The following is a 20473-nucleotide window of genomic DNA, read 5'->3' on the forward strand; positions in this document are numbered from 1 at the left end:
CGGTCAACCAGCCGCGACGGAGGATTGTTCCCCGCGCGTTACACCCTAGCTCAAGTCACGATCCAGGCCGCTTGCCCCGTGAAAGCCGCAGGGCGATGGGGTAGACTGGACCCGATCCGCGTTCGAAGAGGAGGACCCCCGTGCGCTTCGACCCCCAACTCGCGGAATTCCGCTTTGGCTACGGGCTGTCGCCCGATGTCGCCCCGCCCGCGTCGGTGGACGCGATGATGACGCGGCTGACCGGCCCTGACCGGATGGCGCAGCGCTTTCCCATCGAGGGGTTCGACCAGTTCCGCATCCAGCTCATGGGCGCGGCGCAGGACCTGCGCGACCGGCGCCGCAAGGAACGCACGCCCGAGGCCAACACGGCGCTGATCGAGGGCATGAAAGAGCTGCGGAAAACCGCGCGCATGGGCAAGATCGAGGCGATGGGCCGGCACCTCGCCCGCCGCTCGCGCACCGACGATGCGCTGCGCGAACGGCTGGTGGCCTTCTGGGCCGACCATTTCACCGCCCGCGGCAAGGCCGGTGTCGAAAAATTCGCCAGCTCGGCCCATGTCGAAAGCACCATCCGGCCCCATGTTGCGGGGCGGTTCGAGGACATGCTGATCGCCTCGACCACCAGCCCGCTGATGATCACCTACCTCGACCAGCAGCAATCGGTCGGGCCGAACAGCCCGCGCGCGCTGAAGACGCCCAAGGACGACGGGCTGAACGAGAACCTCGCCCGCGAGGTGATGGAGCTGCACACGCTGGGCGTCGGCGGGCCCTATACGCAGGACGACGTGCGCCAGCTGGCCGAGTTGCTGACCGGCCTAACCTTCGAGATCCGCAACGGCACCAAGTTCCGCAAGGACTATGCCGAGCCGGGGGCCGAGACGGTCCTTGGCCGCAGCTACGGCGGCACGGACGACCCCAACCTGCGCGACATCCACGCCGCCCTGCGCGACCTGGCCCGCCACCCGGCCACGGCGCGGCACATCGCGCACAAGCTGGCGGTGCATTTCGTGGCGGATGCGCCCGACCAGGACCTGGTCGACAGGCTGGCCGCCCGGTTCGAAGAGACCGGCGGCGATCTTGCCGCGGTCACTCGCGCGCTGCTTGAGCACCCGGCAAGCTGGGCCGCGCCGATGGGCAACATCCGGCCACCCTTTGCCTATGTCTCGACCGTGGTGCGGGCCCTGGCGCCCGACCCGGCCCGGCTGCATCCCGACGGGGCCAAGCCCTTCATCCGGCAGCTCGAGGCCAACCTGTCGCGCATGGGCCAGCCCTACGAGGAACCGAACGGCCCCGATGGCTGGCCCGAATCCGACGCCGCCTGGCTGACGCCGCAGGGCATCGCCGCGCGCCTGCAATGGGCGCTGATCGCGCCGCGTCAGCTGCTGGGCGATGACCTGCCCGACCCGCGCGACTTCGTCCTGAAGACGCTCGGCCCGCGCGCCGACGAACGACTGAAATTCGCCGCCGGCGCCGCCGAAAGCCGCCGCGACGGGCTGGGGGTGATCCTGGCCTCCCCCGCCTTCCAGAGGAGCTGAGCCCATGAGCCTTTCCCGACGCGCCTTTCTTGCCCGGTCCCTGGCCCTGGGCTGTTCCGCCGCCGCCAGCCCGCTGCTGACGCCGGTCACCTTTGCCTCGGCCCCCTGGGACAACCGACTGGTTGTCATCATCCTGCGCGGGGCGATGGACGGCCTTGGCACCGTCCTACCCTACGGCGACCGCGACTGGGCCGGGCTGCGGCCCGGGCCCGCGGTCGGCTCGGCCGGCGGACCGCTCGACCTCGACGGGCGGTTCGCGATGAACGCGGCGCTGGCGGATCTCAAGCCGCTCTGGGACGCCGAAGAGCTGGGCTTTGTCCACGCCGTCTCGACCCCCTACCGCGACAAGCGCAGCCATTTCGACGGGCAGGACCTGCTCGAGGCGGGCACGACCACGCTGGACGGCAGCCGCGACGGCTGGCTGAACCGGCTGCTGCAGGTCTCGGGCGCCTCGGACCCGTCGACGGCCTTTGCGCTGGGGCGGGACAACATGATCCTGCTGCAGGGCCGCGCGCCGCATTCCAACTGGACGCCCGAGGTCGACCTGCTGATGACCCCGCAGGCGCTGCGCCTGGCCGAGATGGTGATGTCTGCCGACCCGGCCTTCCAGTCCGCCCTGGGCGAGGCGCTGGTGCTGGCCGCCAGCGACGGCGACGCGGTCGAGCTCGAGATGGGCGGCAACATGATGGACGCGATGAAGGGCGGCGGTGGCGGCCACAAGGCGCTGGCCAGCTTTGCCGCGCAGCAGCTGAACGGCGCGGCCCGGATCGCGGCCTTTTCGCTGGGCGGCTGGGACACGCACAGCCGGCAGGAGCGCGACCTTGGCAATGCGCTGGGGCGCCTGTCAGAGACCATCGCCACCCTGCGCGCCGATCTTGGCGCCAACTGGGACCGCACGGCGGTGCTGGCGATGACCGAGTTCGGCCGCACCGTGCGCCTGAACGGCACGGCGGGCACGGATCACGGCACGGGGGGCGCGATGCTGTTTGCCGGCGGCGCGCTGCGCGGCGGACAGGTCGTGACCGACTGGCCGGGGCTGGGCGAGGGCGACCTTTACGCCGGGCGCGACCTGATGCCGACGCGCGACGTGCGCGCCCATGCGGCCTGGGTGATGCGGTCGCTCTTCGGCACCTCGGTCTCGGACCTCGAACGCGTGGTCTTCCCGGGGATCGAGATGGGCGCCGCCCCCGCGCACCTGCTGTGAGCCCGTTTTGACATTGTGCATCCCGGCGCCGGCGCTAGGGTGGCCCCGCATTTGAACGGGGACACCTGCCATGGCCAATCCGCTGGGACCGCCGGTTGACGACTGGACGCCGCCCGCCCTGCCCTCGGGGCCTATCGGCCCCGGCCGCTACGCCGCGCTCGAGCCGCTGGATGCCGAACGCCACGCCGCGCTGCTTTACCGGGCCTGGGACGGGGTGGATGCGCTGTGGGATTACATGCCGGTCGGGCCCTTCGGGTCGGCCGCGCAGTATCATCGCTGGGTGCGGCAGGCCGAGGCAGACCCGGCCACGCGGTTCTTTGCCATCCGTGATCTCGAGACCGGGCAGACGGCCGGGGTCGCCAGCTACCTGCGGATGGACCCGGCCAATGGCTCCATCGAGGTCGGCAACATCTGTTTCGGCCCCGTGCTGCAACGCACCCGCGCCGCGACCGAGGCGATGGTGCTGATGATGCAATGGGCCTTTGAGGCCGGCTATCGCCGCTACGAATGGAAATGCAACGCGCTGAACCGGCCCTCGCGGGCGGCGGCGCAGCGGCTGGGCTTTTCCTACGAGGGCACCTTCCGCCAGCACATGGTGGTCAAGGGGCTGAACCGCGACACCGCCTGGTTCTCGGTCATCGACCGCGAATGGCCGGCGCTGAAACAGGCCTATGACGTCTGGCTGAGCCCGACGAATTTCACCGATGGCGGAAGGCAGATCGAGAGCCTGTCGGACCTGACCCGGCTGGTGCGCGCGCAGGACGACCCGACGCTGGAGTAGGCTGCCCGCCGGGCCATGGCGCGCTGCGCGCAAGCCGGTGCGTGCCCCGTCCGTCCCCTGCCCCGGGTCCTCGCGACACGAACACCCGGGTGCGGCCGCCGCGTGGTCAGTCAGATGGCGATCTTGTGGTTCAGCCGTTCCTGGATCAGCCCGGCGATGCGGGCGATGTCCATGCGCGCGGGCGTGCCGTTGGCCCGGGCCATCGCCAGCGATTGCGCAGCGACCATCAGCGGCCGGTCCTCGGCGCTGCGGGCGACCCCTTCGAGGAATTGCGCCACGTAATCGATGCTTTGGTCGTCGGAGCCGTCGTTAAGCACATCCGCCGCATGGGCCATGTCGTCGCGATAGGCGATGCGGTCGGGCTCAACAATCTCGTGGTTGATCATGCGCGGCCCACCGGGCTGCCGGTCGGCAGGCAGGTGCGACAGCACCGCCTCCTGGAAGGCGGCAAGGTCGGTCGCGGGCTTGGCCAGGAAGCCGTCGGCCCCGGCCGCGATGGCGCGGTCCGCGGCGAAATCGTCACCCGAGGTGCCCAGGATCACACCGACGCGCGGATTGGCGCGGTGCAGCTCTTCGATCAGGTCGGTGCCCGGGCCGTCGGGCAGGCCCAGGTCCACGATCACCACCGAGGGGCGGTAGACCTGCAGGTGGCGCCGGGCAGAGGCCAGGCAATCGGCGCGCCGGATGCGCGCGCCCGACCGCAGGCACAGCAAGCGCAGCGCCTCGCAGGCAAAGCGGCTGTCCTCGACCACGAGAACGGTCAGGCCCAGCAGCGGGCGCACCGGGGTCGGCAAACGGAAAAGGTCGAAGGCGTCGATGTCGTCCATGGTTCAGTCCTCACGAATCTGAAACCAGATTGGCCCCGGCATCCCTAAGAGCCGGTTAATCCCGGCGCCCACCCGGTACAATCGCCGCATTGCGCCGCCCGAATCGCGGCGGCATAAGCGTCTGCGACAGATCTTGCGCCATAGGGAGTTCACCATGATCGGCCGCCTGAACCACGTTGCCATCGCCGTCCCCGACCTCGAGGCCGCGTCCGAGCAGTATCGCAGCACGCTGGGCGCAAAGGTCGGCGCGCCGCAGGACGAGCCCGACCACGGGGTCACCGTGGTGTTCATCGAGCTGCCGAACACCAAGATCGAGCTGCTCTACCCGCTGGGCGAGGGCAGCCCGATCCAGGGGTTTCTCGACAAGAACCCCTCGGGCGGGATTCACCACATGTGCTACGAGGTGGAGGATATCCTGGCCGCGCGCGACAAGCTCAAGGCCGAGGGCGCGCGGGTGCTGGGCACGGGCGAGCCCAAGATCGGCGCCCATGGCAAGCCGGTGCTGTTCTTGCATCCCAAGGACTTCAACGGCTGCCTGATCGAGCTGGAGCAGGTCTGAGATGTCGATCACCTCGGCGCTCGTCCTCTTCGTGGTCATCTGGTTCATGACCTTCCTGATCGTGATCCCGTTTCGCCTGAAGACCCAGGGCGACATGGGGCGCAAGATCAGGGGGACCATGGACAGCTCGCCCGAAGAGCATCACCTGAAGCAGAAGGCGCTGATCACCACGGGCCTCGCGATCGTGATCTGGTGCATCATCGCGGGGATCATCGTGTCGGGCTGGATCACCGTGCGCGACATCGACTGGTTCAACCGAATGGGCCCGCCGTCGATGCGGAACTGAGGGCGGAGTTGGGGCGCTGCCCCCGTCGCCATGGGCGAGCGCCGCGTGTTGTTTTCAGGATCGAAGAAAGAAAGGCGCGCCTGTCGAGGGCGCCCTTATTCCCGGGTCGGTGTCGGGAGCCGGGCCGGGCATGGGGGCGCTGCCCCCGTCGCCGCTGGCGACTCCCGCGAGGTTTTTTTGAAACAATGAAGGACTGGGCGCGCGCCCGACGTCAGGCGCGCGTGCGGGCGGCGTGCGGGACGAGACCGTGGAAGATATGGGTGAAGGTGGCCGCGCCGAAGATCGGGATCAGCAGGTTCACCAGCGGGATCGACAGCGGGATGGCCATCAGGATGCCGCCCGCCCAGATCGTCAGGATGTGCTTGCGCTGGAGCCGCTTGGCCTCGGCACGGCCGACGCGGCGCATGGCCGAGAGCTGGAAGTATTCGCGGCCCAGCAGGAAGCCGTTCAGCCCCCAGAAGATGAAGAGCGCAAAGGGCGCGAGGAACACGTAGAGCAGGATCGCGACGAGGTTCGCGGCGACCAGGATGCCGAGGAAGTTCACCGTGTCGCGCAGGCTGTCCCAGAAGGGCACCGGTGTGATGTGCGGCAGGTGGGGGTAGTGCTTGTCCTCGACGGCCTGGGCGACCTCGTCGAGGAACATCGAGGTGATGGCCGAGGCGACGGGCACCATGAGGAAAATCGACAGCACGATCATCACGAAGAGCGAGGTCCACGACAGGACATCTCCGATCCAGGTGACTTCGCCGATCAGCGGGATTGTCGCGCTGTCGCCGACGAGCGCGTTCAGCAGCCACAGGAAGGCGGCGTAGACCGCCACCAGCAGGGCCAGCGTCAGCACGACGCCCAGGGCCAACACGCGGCGGAAGCGCGGGTCGCCCGACTGGCCGAGGGCGGCGAAGAAGCTGCGGAAGATCAGGCCGATGTCCACGTGACCACCTTGTCGAGATCGGGGCGCGGGCGGTCCGGCGGGGTCGAGGTTTCCGTGCCGAGGTAGATGAAGCCAGCGACCCGTTCGCCCTCGCCAAGGCCCAGGCCCGTCTCGACGAAGGCGCGGTCATGGCTGGGCCAGCCCGAGAGCCAGTTGGCACCCCAGCCGGCGGCGAGGGCCGCGTTCAGCAGCGCCAGGCAGACGGCGCCGGCGGAATAGGTCTGCTCGATCGGCGGGATCTTGGGCGAGGGGCGCTGCACCTCGATCACCGCGATGCAGAGCTGGCCGTCATCGAACTGGCGGCGGCCCTTGGCGCGGTCGGTGTCGTCCTTGCCCAGTGCCGTCGCCCGCTCGTCGGCCAGCGCGGCCAGGCGCGCGAGCGCCGGCTTTTCCAGCACGATCAGCCGCCAGGGTTCGAGCTTGCCGTGGTCCGGCGTGCGCAGCCCGGCGGTCAGGATCGGCTCCAGCGCGGCGCGGTCCGGGGCCGGGCCGGTCAGCGTCTTGGCCGGGCGGGACCGCCGCGACAGCAGGAACTCGAGGGCGGCGGGGTTGGGATCGGGCATGCGGTCGTCCTTGTCTGGTCGCCGCATATGTCAGCCCATTGGGCGCGGATTTCAACCCGGGTTGGTGCAGACAAGCGGCGCGCGCGGCTGTAAGGCAGCCCCATGGACGAGCTCAGACAGATGATCGCACCGGGCCAGGCCTTTGAGGTGCGGGTGACGCCCAAGGCCGCGCGCAACCGGATCACGGTCGAGGACGGCCAGGTGCGCGTCTATGTCACCACCGCGCCCGAGGACGGCAAGGCCAATGCCGCCGTCGCTAAACTGCTGGCCACGGCGCTGGGGGTGGGCAAGACGCGGCTCGAGCTGGTGCGGGGCGCGACCAGCCGGGACAAGACCTTCCGGCTGCTGGATTAATCCTCGTCTGCCCGGCGGTAGACGCCCTCGGGCAGTTGGGTGGCGGCGATGAGGTCGCGCATCTGGGTCAGCGACAGGGTGACCTTGTGCATCCGATCCTCGCGCGGATCGTATTGTTCGACCGTGATGCATTCCTCGAAGGAATTGATGATCACGTCCTCCTGCAGGTGGACGTCGCCCTCGTCCACGAGGGTCACGCAGGTCGAGTCGAATTCGTGTTCGATGGTAAACATGGGACCAGCCTAGACCGGGTGCGCGGCCGGGGGAATGGGCATTTGTGCAACCCGGGCGAGGCGGCGCCGATAACGCGATTGGGACTTGGACCCGGGCGCGGCATTGCCTAGTCTGGTGCGCGCTGCACCGGAGACCGCCATGCTCAGACTTCTTGCCCTTTGCCTTGGCCTGACGGCCCTTGCCGCCTGTGACGTGCAGACCACCCTGCCCGGATCGGACACGCCGGCAACGCCTGTGGGCAATATCGCCAACAAGGTACGGGCCGAACAGGCGGTGCGTCGCTTCATCGCCGTGGTTGACAGCGTGGAGCCGGTGGCCGAGCAGGAATGCCGCAACCGCACCTCGGGGCTGAATTGCGATTTCAAGATCGTGGTCGATGACCGCCCCGGCCAGCCGCCGAACGCCTTCCAGACGCGTGAAAGCTCGGGCCGGCCGATCGTCGCCTTCAACCTCGCGCTGATCGCCATGGCCGAGAACGAGGACGAGCTGGCCTTTGTCATGGGCCACGAGGCAAGCCACCACATCCGCGACCACCTGGGCCGCCAGCAGGAGGCCGCGACCGCCGGGGCGATCCTGATGGGCGGGCTGGCCTCGATCGGCGGCGGCAATGCCGAGGCGGTGCGCAGCGCGCAGGAGCTGGGCGCCATGGTCGGCGCGCGCAGCTATTCCAAGGATTACGAGCTGGAGGCGGACCAGCTGGGCACCATCATCGCCGCCCGGGCGGGGTATGACCCGCTGAAGGGGGCGCAGTTCTTCAACCGCATTCCCGATCCGGGCAACCGGTTCCTTGGCACCCACCCGCCGAACCGCGACCGGATGGAGATCGTGCGCCGGACGGCTGCGGGGATGTAGGCGGGGGGGTGTCTATCCGGGCGTGTGGCCGGCATGCTGGGCAAAGACCGCTTGGAGCACAGAACTGATTTTCAACCTATCCGCACGCATGGGAATTTTCAAATATAGCTCCCCTTTCAATTGGTGCGGTGAGTTCACGTAAGATTATCGCTTCCGGCATAGCGCGCGCAAAATCGCCGGGTCAATAGTCATGAATTGTCGCAAATCCAAAGTGGCTTCCTATCGTCTCGTAAGACCTATCGACCGCGACAACAATGTCGCTCATGATGGTTTGTAGATCTTTGTCGAATAGCGACATGTCCATATCACCAGCGTGGACGAAAGCGTTGCGCGACTCGACAAGTGACTCAATGGATTCGCTAAGGGTGACTTTCCGTTTCCTGTAGGGTTTCCGCATCGCGCCCACCAAATCCAGCCGTGCATCAATCATCTTAAAGTTCTCACCGATGACGCTCGGACGCTGAAAGGAAAAGCACTCTGCGATTGCACGTTCAATCTGCTTCTCGGCAGCAATCTTCTCTAGCTGGGCATGACTAAGGCGCGCCTTTTTCAACACGACCTCGCGCTTGTCCGCATAGCGCAGCACCGCCGTGAAGGTCGCTCGGAAGTATTCCTCCCATATCGCGATTATGAACGGAATCAATAGGTTGTTTGACAGAAGGCGAGGATTCATTTCGTCCAAGAACGAGAAGGGGCTCGGAGCATCCCGCGCCGCGTCCCCTTCGAGCTTTCGGCACGAAAGGTACCACCGAGCTTTCATCAGAGCGTTGTGAAACGACCAACGGGCAAGGTAGCAACCAGACGACAACGGTGAAGGCGGAGGATGCTCAGGACGTAAGTAGCGATTCCTCCCCGCGTCGGTCACAAAGGTTCCACCAAATATATCGCGGACCATTTTAACGGTCTTGTTCTGATGCGTTAAATCCCAGTAGCTTCTGGAACTACGTGTCCGAGTGCTGACCTTGAGCAAGCCCTCGTCGTAATAGACATTCAGTTCAACGCCTGTCCAAGACTTATACTCGGATATGTCGGCCCAGAAATAGCACCCAACCTTTTCGGGGATTTTAAATACATCCTTGACCGACTTGTAGCCCAGAAGTTCCACCACCTCTTTGAGGCGTTTCACGCTGGTTCCCGCGGGCAGCTCATTTTCCGATTCATAGCTCATCGTCGAACTTTAACCGGGTCAAAAGCTGGCGCATAGATACCTCCTTCATTGGCACCGCAGATCAAGCGGCTGTGGCGACCGGAAATAAAGTCCGCCTTTCGGACTTTCGGACGGACACGAAAGTCACCACTCAGACGCGACGGCCCCGTCTCACCCCCGCCCCAACACCGCCTCCACCGCAGCCCGCACCTCCGCCGGAGGCGCAGCCTTGGCGATCTCGGGCGGCTTGGTGAAGACGCAGACGAACGTCCCTTCCCAGCAGAGCACGCCATCCTGCGATCCGGTCACGCGGAAGGTGATCGAGGTCTCGCCCAGCCGCAGCACGTCCACCGTGCAGATCAGCCGGTGGCGCGGGGTCAGGGGCGCGCGGAAGTCGAGGTCGAGATGGACGAAGGGCGTGCCGAAACCGCGGTCGATCTCGTTGGCGAAAAAGCCCGCGCCGCCGCCCAGCAGGTCCTCCCAGAACCCGTCGATGGCGTCGAGCGCGAAGCCCGGGATGCGGGCCGTGTAGACGATCCGCGCCGGGTCGCAATCGCCCCAGGTGACGCGGATCTCGTGGGTGTAATGCGCCACGTCAGTAGGTCTCGACGTGGTAGCGGCCCTCGCCCCGCATGGTGTCCCGCAGGGCGGTCCATTGCTCGCCGATGCTTTCCGCGATGTTGGTAAAGGCCTTCTCGACCCCTTCCTCCATCCCGCGCAGACCGCAGATGTAGATATGGGTCTTGGGGTCCTGCAGCAGGTCCGCGACCTCGTCCTCTTCGGCGCGCATGCGGTCCTGGACGTATTCCTTGGGCTGGCCGTCCAGGCGCGAGAACACCAGGTGCTGGTGCAACAGCGATTGCGGCACCTTCTTGAGCGGGCCGAAATAGGGCAGCGCGTCGGGGCTGCGGGCGCCGAAGAACATGACCATGCCGCCCGACCTGGCGCCCACGGTGCGCTGGCGGCGCATGGTGAAGGACCGCATGGGCGCCGAGCCGGTGCCGGTGCAGATCATCAAGAGCCGCGCCTCGGGGTCGTCGGGGATCAGGAAGGTCGCACCGAAGGGGCCAGTCACCTTGACCTTGTCGCCGGGCTTCAGGTCACAGACGTAGTTCGAGCAGAGGCCCTGCTCTTCGCGCTTCACCGTCAGCGACACGTTGTTGTAGTTCGGCCGCTCGCCGTCGCGCGGCGAGGACACGGAATAGAGCCGCGGCAGGTGTGCCTTGCCGTCGGCATCCGTGCCGGGCGGGATGATCCCGATGGACTGCCCTTCGAGCACGGGCATCGGCTGGCCGCCGAAATCGAGGATGATGTGGCGTACGTCGGTGTCGGACCCTTCGGCGGTCAGGCGGTAATTGCCCTGCACCGTCGCCTCGGCCGGCTTGCCCAGCGTGTACATGTTGATCGACGGCTTGGAGGCGCTGGCGGGCGCCTTGGCCTTGCCGCCGGCGCCGGCATGGGCCTCGGCCAGAAGGGCGGCCATCGCCTCGTCCATCGCCTCGATCGAGGTGTCCTGGCTTGCGCCCATCTCTTCCTGCTCGGGCAGCTCGGTCCATTCGAATTGCTCGTCGACCGAATAGGGCTCGGCCACCACGCGCCATTCGTCGATCGACCCCGTGGGGCAGACCGGGATGCAATCCATGCAGAAGTTGCACTTGGAGGCATCGACGACGACGTTCATGTCGTCATGCACGATGGCCTCTTCCGGGCAGGTCATCTCGCAGGTGTAGCAGCGGATGCAGATTTCCGGGTCGATCAGGTGTTGCTTCAGGGGCTTGTTCATGGGCGCGCTTCCTTCGGTGGGCGCGCGTGCCTTGGGGCCGGCGCCGTCTCCTCGGTTCCGAGTCTGTCGGGGGAATGTCGGTCTGTCTAGCCGGTCTGGCGGCCGGAGAGGATGACTTCCGGCACGCAGATGGCGTCGATCAGCGCCTGGCACAGACCCTTGCAATCTGAGCAGCCGACGCAGGGACCGGCCAGGGCCGCAACCTCGCGGGCGATGGCCTCGGTCCGGGGGGTCCGGGCGGTGGACTGGGTCATGTGCATCGGTCGTCCCTCCTCCTCGAGGTGCCGGACCGCTGGTCCGACGCGGCGGCTGGGTCTCTCTCTCCAGCCTAGCGGGACTGGCCCGCGCGGGCCAGCGCCTTGTTGGCGGCCCCGCGAACGATCCGCGGGGCCGGTCTGGCCTTACGCCATGTGCAGCTTCACGTATTCGAAGTCGCCCGGCTTGTTGTCGATGCCCACCTTCGGCGGCGAGATCCAGCTGGCGTATTGGCCGGGCTCGTAGACCGGCTTCATCAGCGACTGGATGAAATCGCCATCCGCATGGGTCGGCAGCCACTCGTGCTGGCGCTTGTCAAATTCCTCGCCCGACAGCAGGTTGCCTTCGGGGTCGAAGGTCTTGCCCGAGAAGACGCCGATCTGGCGGTGGAACGCCTCGTGCGGCAGCTTCATCTCGAACTCGATGCCCGACTTCTCGATGATCTTGTTCCAGCGGCCGACGCCACCGGCGGCGTCCTTGGTGTAATCGTCGCGCAGGCGCATGTTGATCGCGGTCAGGGCCGGGACCTCCTTGCGGACCAGCGCGCCGTTCTCGAAGTCCCAGACCTCGTAGGTGTCGCCGTGCAGCTTGTGGTCGTCCTTGAGGCGATGCTCCATGTAGCGGCCCTTGATGCCGGCGTTGAAGGCATTCGCCGCGTTGGTCGACACTTCCTGGCCAAACAGGTCGAGGCTGAGCGTGTAGTGCAGGTTCAGCTTCTTCTGGATCGTCGGCAGGTCGATCACGCCCAGGTCGCGGATCTTGTCGATGTCATAGGGGTCGGTGATGCCGTTGGCGTTCATCACGTCGCAGGTCTTCTGGATCGTGCGGCCCACGCCGGTTTCGCCCACGAACATGTGGTGGGCTTCCTCGGTCAGCATGAAGCGGCAGGTGCGCGACAGCGGGTCGAAGCCCGACTGCGCCAGAGATTCCAGCTGCATCTTGCCGTCGCGGTCGGTGAAGTAGGTGAACATGAAGAACGACAGCCAGTCCGGCGTTTCCTCGTTGAAGGCGCCCAGCATACGCGGGGCCTCTTCGGACCCAGACGAGCGGATCAGCAGGTCATCGGCCTCTTCGCGGCCATCGCGACCGAAGTACTTCTGCAGCAGGTAGACCATGGCCCAGAGGTGACGGCCCTCTTCCACGTTAACCTGGAACAGGTTGCGCATGTCGTAAAGCGACGGCGCGGTCAGGCCGAGAAAGCGCTGCTGCTCGACCGAGCCCGGCTCGGTGTCGCCCTGGATGACGATCAGGCGCTTCATCAGGTTGCGGTATTCGCCGGGCACTTCCTGCCACGCCGGTTCGCCGTAATGCTCGCCGCAGGGGATGGTGCGGCCTTCGACCTCGGGGGCCAGCAGGACGCCCCAGCGGTATTCGGGCATCTTGACGTAGTCGAACTTGGCCCAGCCCTTGGGGTCGACCGAGACGGCGGTGCGCAGGTAGACCAGCGATTCCTGGAAGTTCTGCGGGATCAGGTCATTCCACCAGTTGATGTAACCGGGGTGCCATTTTTCCAGTGCCTTCAGCACCTTGCGGTCGGACGACAGGCCCACGTTGTTGGGGATCTGCGTGTCGTAGCTGACGTTGATGAGATCGATCATGTGTATGCTCCCTTTGGCGGTGGGGTGGAACCCCACCCTACGGAATGAACGGGACCAGCCGTGGCCGGGGCCCGTAGGGTGGGGCCGGACCCCACCGTCTTGGCCCGTCGTCAGACGCGCTGCATGTTGTAATCGCCGCGCACGCCGGTGCCGTAGCGCTGAAGCGCACCATCGGGGCCGGTCGCGTTCGGGCGGTTGAAGATCCAGTTCTGCCAGGCGGTGAGGCGGCCGAAGATCCGGGTCTCCATCGTCTCGGGGCCGGCAAAGCGCAGGTTGGCCTCCATGCCCGTCATCGCGTCGGGGCTGAAGCTGGCGCGCTCTTCCATGAAGATGCGCACTTCGTCGTCCCAGTCGATGTCGTCGAGGATGTAGGTCACAAGACCCAGCGCGTCGGCCTCTTCGGCCTCGAGCGGCTCGCCGATCTTGTCCTTCAGCGCCACCACGTCCTCTGGCGTGCCCAGGAAACGGGTGTCGAGCCGCGTGAGGTCGTTGCCCATCGGGTACTGGCCAAAGTTCGATTCGCTCAGCGTGATGGTGGCGACGGGGCGGTTGTCGCCGTCGAACTCGTCTTCCATCATGTAGCTGCGGTCCACGGCCCAGAGCAGCTCGGCCAGCACGCCGGCGTAGCAGGACCCATGCTCGACCAGCGCGACAAGGCTGCGCGAGGTCATGTCGACCCGCTTGAGCGTGCGCTTCCAGAAGGCGAGGATCTCGTTCGCCAGCCAGTGGTCCTTGTTGGCCAGCAGCAGCGCTTCGTGCGCCAGCAGGGTTTCCGGGTCGCCCTGGGTCTGGAAGACCATCAGGCCCAGCTCCATCTCGTTGAGACGCAGGTGCAGGATCGCATCCTCGAGCTCGCGGCAGGCGCGCAGCATCCAGGCCTCGGCGCCCAGCGCCTGCATGGCGTCCATGTCGGCGGGGGCGGCGTCTTCCGGCCCCTTGATGGTGATCGTCGCCTTGCGGCCCTTGCGGTCCAGCGCGACCTCGACGGTCGAATAGGTCACCGCGTCCTCGGTGATCGAGCGCTGCAGCGGAGTCAGCTGGACGCCGGCCCCGACCGCCTTGGTCGAGGCCTCGGCAAATTCCTTGGCGCGGGCGGCGACGGTCTCTTCGAACTTGGCGTTCGGCACGGCCTCGTCCACAAGGCGCCATTCCACGGCGCGCTTGCCCTTGATGCCTTCCTCGATCGAGCAGAAGATGTCCGCCCGGTCGCGGCGCACCTTGCGCTTGTCGGTGACGCGGGTCAGACCGCCGGTGCCCGGCAGCACCGCCAGCAACGGGACTTCGGGCAGCGCGACCGAGGACGTGCTGTCGTCGGTCAGCATGATGTAGTTGCAGGCCAGGGCCAGCTCGTAACCGCCGCCGGCGCAGGCGCCCTTGACGGCCGCGATGTATTTCTGGCCCGAGTCGGCCTCGGCCGCCTCGAAGGCGTTCCGCGTCTCGTTGGTGAACTTGCAGAAGTTCACCTTGTGCGCATGCGACGCGCCGCCCAGCATCCGGATGTTGGCGCCGGCGCAGAAGACGTTGTCCTTGCCCGAGCGCATCACGACGACCTTCACCTCGGGATGCTCGAAGCGCATCCGCTGGATCACGTCGTTCAGCTCGATATCGACGCCAAGGTCGTACGAGTTGAGCTTGAGCTGGTAGCCGTCGAAGAGGCCCGCGTTCTCGTCCACGTCCATGTAGAGGTTGGCCACGGCACCGTCGTATTCCACGCGCCAGTGGTGGTAGTTCGACGGGTCGGTTTGGAAATCGATGACCTTGGTCATGGGGGGGCTCTCCTCGCATCCTGTTGCCAGTCTTATACGCCCCCGAAGCCGTTGCGTAAAGGATATTGTGCATGATAGTTCACCAAACCTGACTGCACCAAGGTTTATAAATGACTTAGCTTCCATTTATTTCGCAGTTTTGTGCCCGATCCATCCCTATTTATGCATTATATTGCAATTTCAATCTCCGCCGCGCCCTCATCGATTCGCGCGGTCCCGCAACTCGGCAAGGTCCTGCGCCGGCCAGCCCGGCGGCAGGCCCATGGCGATCAGCCGCCCCGCCGGGACCCGGTCTGCGACAACCAGTTTCGCGACAAGAGCGATGAGGCGCAGGCAGGCCTCGGGGCGCCCCATGCGCAGCTTGAGCCGGGCATTGGCCAGCTGGATCGCGGCCTGCACCACGCGGCGTTCGGTCGAATTGGGGGGAAGGGCCAGCCAGACCGACTCCATCACCTCGTGCGCCTCCCAGTGGAAGCCGGCGGCGTCGAAACGCAGCCCGGCGCGCCAGGCGGGCGAGGCGATCAGGTCGGCGGCCGGCATCCCCGGCCGCGCGGTGGCGCGCAGGGCGTCAAAGGCGCCCTCGGGGTGGCGGGGTGTCTGGCCGGGGATATAGGCGTGGCCGGGCAGGCCCTCGGGGTCTGACAGGGGCCTGCCCGGCATGGCTCAGCGGATCTCGACCAGCTCGGCCTCGATCCGTTGCAGGCGGGCGGTGAACTCGGCCACCGCGTCCAGCACGGCCTGCGGCTGGTCGAATTGCGGCGCGTGGCGGCACTCGTCCAGCATGACCACGTCGACCGGCGCGTAAGACCGGGTTTCGACCTCGTCGATCTGCGCCTTGGTGCCGTATTGGTCCTGCACGCCTTGAATCGCCAGCGTCGGGATGCGCAGGTAGTCGATGACCTCGGCGACGTTCCAGGCCTTGAAACCCGGATCCAGCCAGGCATCGTTCCAACCGCGGAAGGTCGCCTCGGGGTCGGCGTGGTACTTGCCCATCTTCTCGCGCATGTCGGTGGAGGCGAAGGCCTCCTTCGCCTCGGCGATCGAGGCAAGCCCCATGGCTTCGGTAAAGAAATGCGGCGCCATCAGGACAATGCCGCGGACACGGAAATCCTCGACGCTGCCGGCATAGATCGCGGCGATGGTGGCGCCGTCGGAATGGCCCATCAGCACGTAATGCTTGGCATCCACCGCGTTCAGCACGTCCGGCAGCACATCCACCGCCTCGCGCGTCATGTAATCCAGCGGGCGCGGCAGCGCGGCCGGATCCGACTGGCCGTAACCCGCGCGGCTGAAGGCAAAGACCGGCAACCCGGTCGCGGCGGTCAGTTTCTGCGGGAAATCGCGCCACAGCGCCAGGCACCCGAGCCCCTCGTGCAACAGCACGATCACCGGCGCATCTCCCGCAGGCGCGGGGCCGAAAGCGGCCCATTCCAGCGACTTGCCGCCCGCGCTCAGCCGGCCTTTGCCAGCGCTCCAGTCAATCGCCATCAGCTTGCCTTCCGCAGTTTGAAGCGCTGGATCTTGCCCGTGGCGGTCTTGGGCAGCTCGTCCACGACCGTCACCCAGCGCGGGTATTTCCACATGCCGATCTTGTCCTTGACGAAGGTCTTCAGATCGTCCGGCGCGGCCTCGGCGCCCTCTTTCAGCACGATATAGGCGGCGGGCTTGATCAGGTCCTCGTCATCGGCCTGCGCCACCACGGCCGCCTCGAGCACCGACGGGTGTTCGATCAGCGCCTGTTCGACCTCGAAGGGGCTGACCCAGATGCCCGAGACCTTGAACATGTCATCCGTGCGGCCGCAGTAGACGAACCGGCCCTTGGCGTCGCGTTCGTACTTGTCGCCGGTGCGGGTCCAGTGGCCCTGGAAGGTCGCCATGCTTTTCAGCCGGCGGTTCCAGTAACCGTCCGCCGCAGACGGGCCGCGCACCAGCAGCTCGCCCACCTCGCCCTCGCCCACGTCCTCGTCATGCTCGTCGACCAGCCGCACCTCGTAGCCCGGCACCGGCAGGCCCGAGGTGCCGTAGACGCAATCGCCGGGGCGGTTCGACAGGAAGATGTGCAGCATCTCGGTCGAGCCCACGCCATCCACGATCTCTGCGCCCCACAGCCGTTCCCACCGCTCGCCCACCTCGCGCGGCAGCGCCTCGCCGGCGCTGGTGCACAGACGCACCGAGTGGTCGGGCTTGCCGCCCCTCTTCTCCTGCTCGGCCACAAGCGCGGCGTAAAGCGTCGGCACCCCGCAGAAGAGGGTCGGCTTTTCATGCGCCATGATGTCGAAGACGGCCTGCGGCGTGGGCCGGCCACCGAAGATCACCGTAGTCGCGCCGACCGACAGCGGGAAGGACATGGCATTGCCGAGGCCATAGGCAAAGAACATCTTGGCGACGGAAAAGACCGTGTCATCTTCGCGGATGCCGAGCACGCCCTGGCCGAAGGTGTCGCAGGTCGCCTTGAGGCTGGAATGCACGTGGCGCACGCCCTTGGGCGTACCGGTCGAGCCCGAGGAATAAAGCCAGAAGGCCAGCTCGTCCCCGTGGACCTCCTCGACCGCGTGCGGCTCGGCACCCGCGATGAAATCGGCGTAGCTTTCGGTGCCCTCGGGCGCCTCGCCGATCACGACGACGGCGCGCAGGTAGCGGTTGGTCTCGATGGCGGGCTTTGCGACCTCCCACAGCTGTTCGGACACCACGAGGATCGAGGCGCGGCTGTCGGTCAGGATGTCCTCGTAGACCGAGGAGCTGAGCAGCGTGTTCAGCGGCACGGGGATGGCACCCAGCTTGAGCGCGCCCCAGAAGACCACCGGGAATTCCAGCTGGTCGCGGACGATCATGGCGATGCGTTCCTCGCGGCGCACACCGTGGCGGGCCAGCGCGCCGGCAAAGCAGGCCGACTGCTGCGCCAGCTTGCCATAGGTCAGGCTGCGCTTGCCGCCGTCGGCCTCGCGGAAGGCGACTTTTTCGGCGCGCCCTTCGCCCACGTGGCGGTCGACGAAATAGAGGGCCGCGTTCTCGTTGGTCATGGTCTGTCCTCCCTGGGGCCGCCCTGCCCTTGCGCGGGGGCGGTGAACCTTGCGACGCGCGCGGACTCCCCATCCGCACCCGAATCCCCGGGCGGCGCGCGTTTGTGACATATAATGCACAAGTGGGCTGTCTGGGCAACAAAAAGAAACGCATGGTGCATTTTATTGCACCATGCGCATCCTGGTTCCAAGTTGGAACTGGTCAGCCGAAGTCCATCACCTGCGCCCGGGCCAGCGCCAGTGGCTTGCGGCGCGCCACGCGGGCGGCCAGTCGGCGGATACGGGCCGGGTCGGGCGCGCGGTCGGCCGCGCGATCCATGCGCGCCCAGAGCACGGCGAGGGCCAGGTCGATGGTCAGCCACAGGAAATCCGTGGCAACCGGACCCGGGTCGGCCATCTCGCGCACGCGGGCTTGCGCGCCCTTCCAGGCGTCCAGCAGGTCGGTCACGTCGGCACCGGCGGCGATCTCGTCGCGCAAGAAGGCTTCGAACGCATTGTGCGGCGCGCCACCCTTCCAGTGCAGCAGGTGGCGGCAGAGGGTCATGGCGTGGATGCCGTTGGCGCCCTCGTAGATCGCGGTGATGCGCACGTCGCGGTAGGTCTGCTCCAGCCGGTATTCATGCAGGTAGCCGTAGCCGCCCAGCACCTGCTGGCCCAGCTCGGCCGCCTTCATCCCGCCTTCGGAGCCGTAGACCTTGGCCAGCGGGGTCAGGAATTCGACCAGCATCGGGTTTGTGCCGCGCTCGATCTCGACGGCCGAGAGGTGGACGAGCGCGCGGATGCCCAGTGCGATGCTGTCCGCCTCGTCCAGCATCCGCGCCACGTCGGCGTGCTGGTCGATGGTCACGGCACCGTCCGGCCCCCTGCCCTGCTGGCGCTCGGCCGCGTAGCTGCGGGCAACGTCCACCGCGCGCGCGGCATGGGCGGTGCCCTGCGAGCTCACGTCGAGCCGGGCGTAGTTCATCATGACAAACATGGCGGCCAGGCCCTTGCCCTCTTCGCCGATCAGCTCGCCCGTCGCGCCGTCGAAGGCGAGCTGGCAGGTGGGCGAGCCGTGCAGGCCCATCTTTTCCTCGATCCGGGTGACGGTGATCGGGTTGCGGGTGCCATCGGGCAGGTCCGAGGTGCAGGCGAAGAGCGACAACCCCTTGGTTCCGCCATCGCTGGTACGCGCGAGGACGAGGTGCAGGATACCTTGTGAGGCGTCCTGGTCGCCGCCCGAGATGAAGATCTTTTCACCGGTGATCTTGTAGACATCGCCCTCCTTCACCGCGCGGGTGCGGATGCGGCCCAGGTCCGAGCCCGCGCCCGGTTCGGTCAGCGCCATGGTCGCCAGCCAGCGGCCATCGGCCAGCGGCGGGACGAAGCGCTGCTTCTGGCTGTCGGTGCCATTGGCGAGCAGCGTGCGTGCCGCACCCGGCGCGAGACCGGCCAGCATCTGCATGCCGTGGCAGGCGCCCGAGAACACCTCGGACAGCATGACCTGGTAGAGGTTGCCCATGCCCTGGCCGCCGTATGCCTCGGGCATGGTCAGGCCCGCCCAGCCCTGTTCGGCATAGGCGGCATAGGCTTTCAGGTATCCTTCGGGCAGGCGCACGCGGCCGTTTTCCAGCCGCGCGCCGATCTTGTCGCCCTCCTCGTCGATCGGCGCGATCTCGGCCTCGGCGAAGGCCGAGAAGTGCTGGAGCAGCTCGCGCGCCAGCTCGCCGTCGTAATCGGGCAGGTCGGGGGCGCCGGCGACGGCCTCCATGCAGAAGAGGATATCGTCCTGGGGGGCGGAGAAGGGTTTCATGTCTGCAATCCTTGGGGTCTGGCCCTTGGTGGAGAGCCCCGGGGCGCTGCCCCGGACCCCGGAGTTTAGTGGCAAGATGAAGGGGGATCGGCGCGTGTCGAGGCGCCGTTTACTCCATCAGGCCGAGGAGGCGGGCGGCGTTGTTCTTGAGGATGTCCTCGCGGACCTCGTCGCGGAACGCGGCCTTGTCGAAGGCGGCCAGCCATTTTTCCGGCGAGATCATCGGCCAGTCGGAGCCGAAGAGCATCTTTTTCTTCAGCATCGTGTTGGCATAGCGCACGAGGATCTCGGGGAAGTATTTCGGCGACCAGCCCGAGAGGTCGATATAGACGTTTGGCTTGTGCTGCGCGACGGACAGCGCCTCTTCCTGCCAGGGGAAGGAGGGATGGGCGAGCACGATCTTGAGGTCCGGAAAATCCACCGCCACGTCGTCCATGTACATCGGGTTCGAGAACTTGAGCCGCATGCCGTTGCCGCCGGGCATGCCGCTGCCCACGCCGGTCTGGCCGGTGTGGAAGAGCGCGATGCAGCCTTCCTCTTCCAGCGCCTCGTAGAGCGGGTAGGCCATGCGGTCATTGGCGAAAAAGCCCTGCATGGTCGGGTGAAACTTGAAGCCCTTGACCTTGTAGTCGCGGATCAGGCGGCGCGCCTCGCGCACGGCCATCTTTCCCTTCCACGGGTCGATCGAGGCGAACTGGATCAGCACGTCCGCGTTTTCGGCCACAAGTTCGGCCACCTCGTCGTTGGAATAGCGGCGGTATCCGGTTTCGCGTTCCGCATCGACCGGGAAGATCACCGCGGCGATGTTCTGTGCGCGGAAGTGGGCCGCCGTTTCCGGGATGGTCGGCGGATGGCTCCAGGGCGCGCCGAAATACTTGGCCATCGACGATTGCAGGTCGTCGTAGCCGTCGTCGCTGTGGCAGCCGCAGGGTTCCTCGGCATGGGTGTGGATGTCGATCGCGCGGATCTTGGTGATATCGACCATG

At 66.7% G+C, this 20473-nt stretch carries 22 protein-coding genes; 7 read left to right on the forward strand and 15 right to left on the reverse strand.

Annotation, left to right across the window (positions count from 1 at the left end; translation table 11 throughout):
- The first annotated feature begins 140 nt into the window (after window positions 1–140).
- From MF270_RS06605 to MF270_RS06615, 3 genes are all read left to right on the forward strand, one after another.
- Window positions 141–1535, forward strand: a complete 1395-nt coding sequence (locus MF270_RS06605; protein WP_238365083.1) for a DUF1800 domain-containing protein — start codon at window positions 141–143, stop codon at window positions 1533–1535.
- A gap of 4 nt (window positions 1536–1539) precedes the next feature.
- Complete coding sequence (locus MF270_RS06610; protein ID WP_238365084.1) at window positions 1540–2739, forward strand: DUF1501 domain-containing protein; 1200 nt, start codon at window positions 1540–1542, stop codon at window positions 2737–2739.
- Window positions 2740–2809: 70 nt separating this feature from the next.
- The gene (locus MF270_RS06615) at window positions 2810–3520 is read left to right on the forward strand and encodes a GNAT family N-acetyltransferase (protein WP_238365085.1); all 711 of its coding nucleotides are present in this window, start codon (window positions 2810–2812) and stop codon (window positions 3518–3520) included.
- Between the two features lie 110 nt (window positions 3521–3630).
- Here MF270_RS06615 and MF270_RS06620 read toward each other — a convergent pair whose 3' ends face one another.
- Window positions 3631–4347, reverse strand: a complete 717-nt coding sequence (locus MF270_RS06620; protein WP_238365086.1) for a response regulator — start codon at window positions 4345–4347, stop codon at window positions 3631–3633.
- A 154-nt stretch (window positions 4348–4501) separates the two neighbouring features.
- On the opposite strand from MF270_RS06620, the gene mce reads away from it, so the two are divergent.
- A complete protein-coding gene (gene mce, locus MF270_RS06625) occupies window positions 4502–4906 on the forward strand; it encodes a methylmalonyl-CoA epimerase (RefSeq protein WP_238365087.1) in 405 nt (134 codons plus the stop codon).
- A 1-nt stretch (window position 4907) separates the two neighbouring features.
- Complete coding sequence (locus MF270_RS06630) at window positions 4908–5192, forward strand: DUF1467 family protein (protein ID WP_238365088.1); 285 nt, start codon at window positions 4908–4910, stop codon at window positions 5190–5192.
- Between the two features lie 211 nt (window positions 5193–5403).
- Here MF270_RS06630 and MF270_RS06635 read toward each other — a convergent pair whose 3' ends face one another.
- A complete protein-coding gene (locus tag MF270_RS06635) occupies window positions 5404–6111 on the reverse strand; it encodes an EI24 domain-containing protein (RefSeq protein WP_238365185.1) in 708 nt (235 codons plus the stop codon).
- The gene (locus MF270_RS06640) at window positions 6108–6686 is read right to left on the reverse strand and encodes a nitroreductase family protein (RefSeq protein ID WP_238365089.1); all 579 of its coding nucleotides are present in this window, start codon (window positions 6684–6686) and stop codon (window positions 6108–6110) included. The genes MF270_RS06635 and MF270_RS06640 overlap by 4 nt, the downstream gene beginning before the upstream one ends.
- Window positions 6687–6788: 102 nt before the next feature.
- Here MF270_RS06640 and MF270_RS06645 point away from each other — a divergent pair, with 102 nt between their 5' ends.
- A complete protein-coding gene (locus MF270_RS06645) occupies window positions 6789–7040 on the forward strand; it encodes a DUF167 domain-containing protein (protein WP_238365090.1) in 252 nt (83 codons plus the stop codon).
- Here MF270_RS06645 and MF270_RS06650 read toward each other — a convergent pair.
- Window positions 7037–7273 (reverse strand): hypothetical protein, encoded by a 237-nt coding sequence (locus MF270_RS06650; protein ID WP_238365091.1) that lies wholly within the window; start codon window positions 7271–7273, stop codon window positions 7037–7039. The two genes, MF270_RS06645 and MF270_RS06650, sit on opposite strands and share 4 nt — an antisense overlap.
- 139 nt (window positions 7274–7412) lie before the next feature.
- Here MF270_RS06650 and MF270_RS06655 point away from each other — a divergent pair, with 139 nt between their 5' ends.
- Entirely contained in the window at window positions 7413–8126 is a 714-nt protein-coding gene (locus tag MF270_RS06655) for a M48 family metallopeptidase (protein WP_238365092.1), read from the forward strand.
- 181 nt (window positions 8127–8307) lie between these two features.
- On the opposite strand, the gene MF270_RS06660 is transcribed toward MF270_RS06655, so the two are convergent.
- The 11 genes from MF270_RS06660 to MF270_RS06710 all read right to left on the reverse strand — a co-directional run bounded on the left by MF270_RS06660 (window position 8308) and on the right by MF270_RS06710 (window position 20472).
- Window positions 8308–9294: a hypothetical protein gene (locus MF270_RS06660; RefSeq protein WP_238365093.1), complete on the reverse strand. Its 987-nt coding sequence runs from the start codon at window positions 9292–9294 to the stop codon at window positions 8308–8310.
- Window positions 9295–9444: 150 nt separating this feature from the next.
- Window positions 9445–9867: an acyl-CoA thioesterase gene (locus tag MF270_RS06665; RefSeq protein ID WP_238365094.1), complete on the reverse strand. Its 423-nt coding sequence runs from the start codon at window positions 9865–9867 to the stop codon at window positions 9445–9447.
- 1 nt (window position 9868) lies between these two features.
- Entirely contained in the window at window positions 9869–11056 is a 1188-nt protein-coding gene (gene boxA / locus MF270_RS06670) for a benzoyl-CoA 2,3-epoxidase subunit BoxA (RefSeq protein WP_238365095.1), read from the reverse strand.
- 86 nt (window positions 11057–11142) lie between these two features.
- Window positions 11143–11310: a hypothetical protein gene (locus tag MF270_RS06675; RefSeq protein ID WP_238365096.1), complete on the reverse strand. Its 168-nt coding sequence runs from the start codon at window positions 11308–11310 to the stop codon at window positions 11143–11145.
- A gap of 147 nt (window positions 11311–11457) precedes the next feature.
- Window positions 11458–12909, reverse strand: coding sequence for a benzoyl-CoA 2,3-epoxidase subunit BoxB (gene boxB / locus MF270_RS06680; protein ID WP_238365097.1), 1452 nt, complete (start codon window positions 12907–12909; stop codon window positions 11458–11460).
- A 110-nt stretch (window positions 12910–13019) separates the two neighbouring features.
- On the reverse strand, window positions 13020–14675 hold the full coding sequence (boxC, locus tag MF270_RS06685; RefSeq protein WP_238365098.1) for a 2,3-epoxybenzoyl-CoA dihydrolase: 1656 nt from the start codon (window positions 14673–14675) through the stop codon (window positions 13020–13022).
- A 198-nt stretch (window positions 14676–14873) separates the two neighbouring features.
- Window positions 14874–15335: a DUF309 domain-containing protein gene (locus tag MF270_RS06690; protein ID WP_238365099.1), complete on the reverse strand. Its 462-nt coding sequence runs from the start codon at window positions 15333–15335 to the stop codon at window positions 14874–14876.
- Between the two features lie 3 nt (window positions 15336–15338).
- Window positions 15339–16163 (reverse strand): alpha/beta fold hydrolase, encoded by an 825-nt coding sequence (locus MF270_RS06695; protein ID WP_238365100.1) that lies wholly within the window; start codon window positions 16161–16163, stop codon window positions 15339–15341.
- Window positions 16163–17695 (reverse strand): benzoate-CoA ligase family protein, encoded by a 1533-nt coding sequence (locus MF270_RS06700; protein ID WP_238365101.1) that lies wholly within the window; start codon window positions 17693–17695, stop codon window positions 16163–16165. The genes MF270_RS06695 and MF270_RS06700 overlap by 1 nt, the downstream gene beginning before the upstream one ends.
- 202 nt (window positions 17696–17897) lie before the next feature.
- Window positions 17898–19487 (reverse strand): acyl-CoA dehydrogenase family protein, encoded by a 1590-nt coding sequence (locus MF270_RS06705; protein ID WP_238365102.1) that lies wholly within the window; start codon window positions 19485–19487, stop codon window positions 17898–17900.
- A 109-nt stretch (window positions 19488–19596) separates the two neighbouring features.
- A complete protein-coding gene (locus MF270_RS06710) occupies window positions 19597–20472 on the reverse strand; it encodes an amidohydrolase family protein (RefSeq protein ID WP_238365103.1) in 876 nt (291 codons plus the stop codon).
- Window position 20473: the final 1 nt, after the last annotated feature.

It is taken from the genome of Mesobacterium pallidum (assembly GCF_019966535.1).
GTDB lineage: Bacteria > Pseudomonadota > Alphaproteobacteria > Rhodobacterales > Rhodobacteraceae > Mesobacterium > Mesobacterium pallidum.